The sequence below is a fragment of the Bacillus sp. HY001 genome (assembly GCF_007558965.1).
GTDB lineage: Bacteria > Bacillota > Bacilli > Bacillales > Bacillaceae_G > Bacillus_A > Bacillus_A mobilis.
Genome location: NZ_VLTE01000137.1, coordinates 1 through 307, shown reverse-complemented (window position 1 = coordinate 307; position 307 = coordinate 1). Strand labels below are relative to the sequence as shown.

At 37.1% G+C, this 307-nt stretch carries 1 pseudogene; it reads right to left on the bottom strand.

The window, feature by feature from the left end:
• Window positions 1-307, bottom strand: a pseudogene (locus FOT98_RS29180) (prokaryotic E2 ligase family D protein); the annotation flags it as partial.

Genomic DNA, 307 nt, shown 5'->3' with positions numbered 1-307 from the left:
CCCGGAATTCAGGTATCACAACTCTACCCGTACATACAGATCCACTAGGATGAACATTAGAATATGGAAATTGATATAATTTCATTCCTTCTTCTAACTCCATATCTTCTTTTACAGCAAAGACAGAGATATTCGTAACTCGTTTTTGGTACACCGTATAACGAAATAATAGACGTGGAAATCCTACTTGTTGAAACGGTCGTTCAAAAAAATGAATATCCCACTGAGCCTTTGGTACTTCAATCCAAACAGCTTGTTTATCTCCACTCTTAGATAACACCTCGTGTTTTATACAACCTTTTGGGAG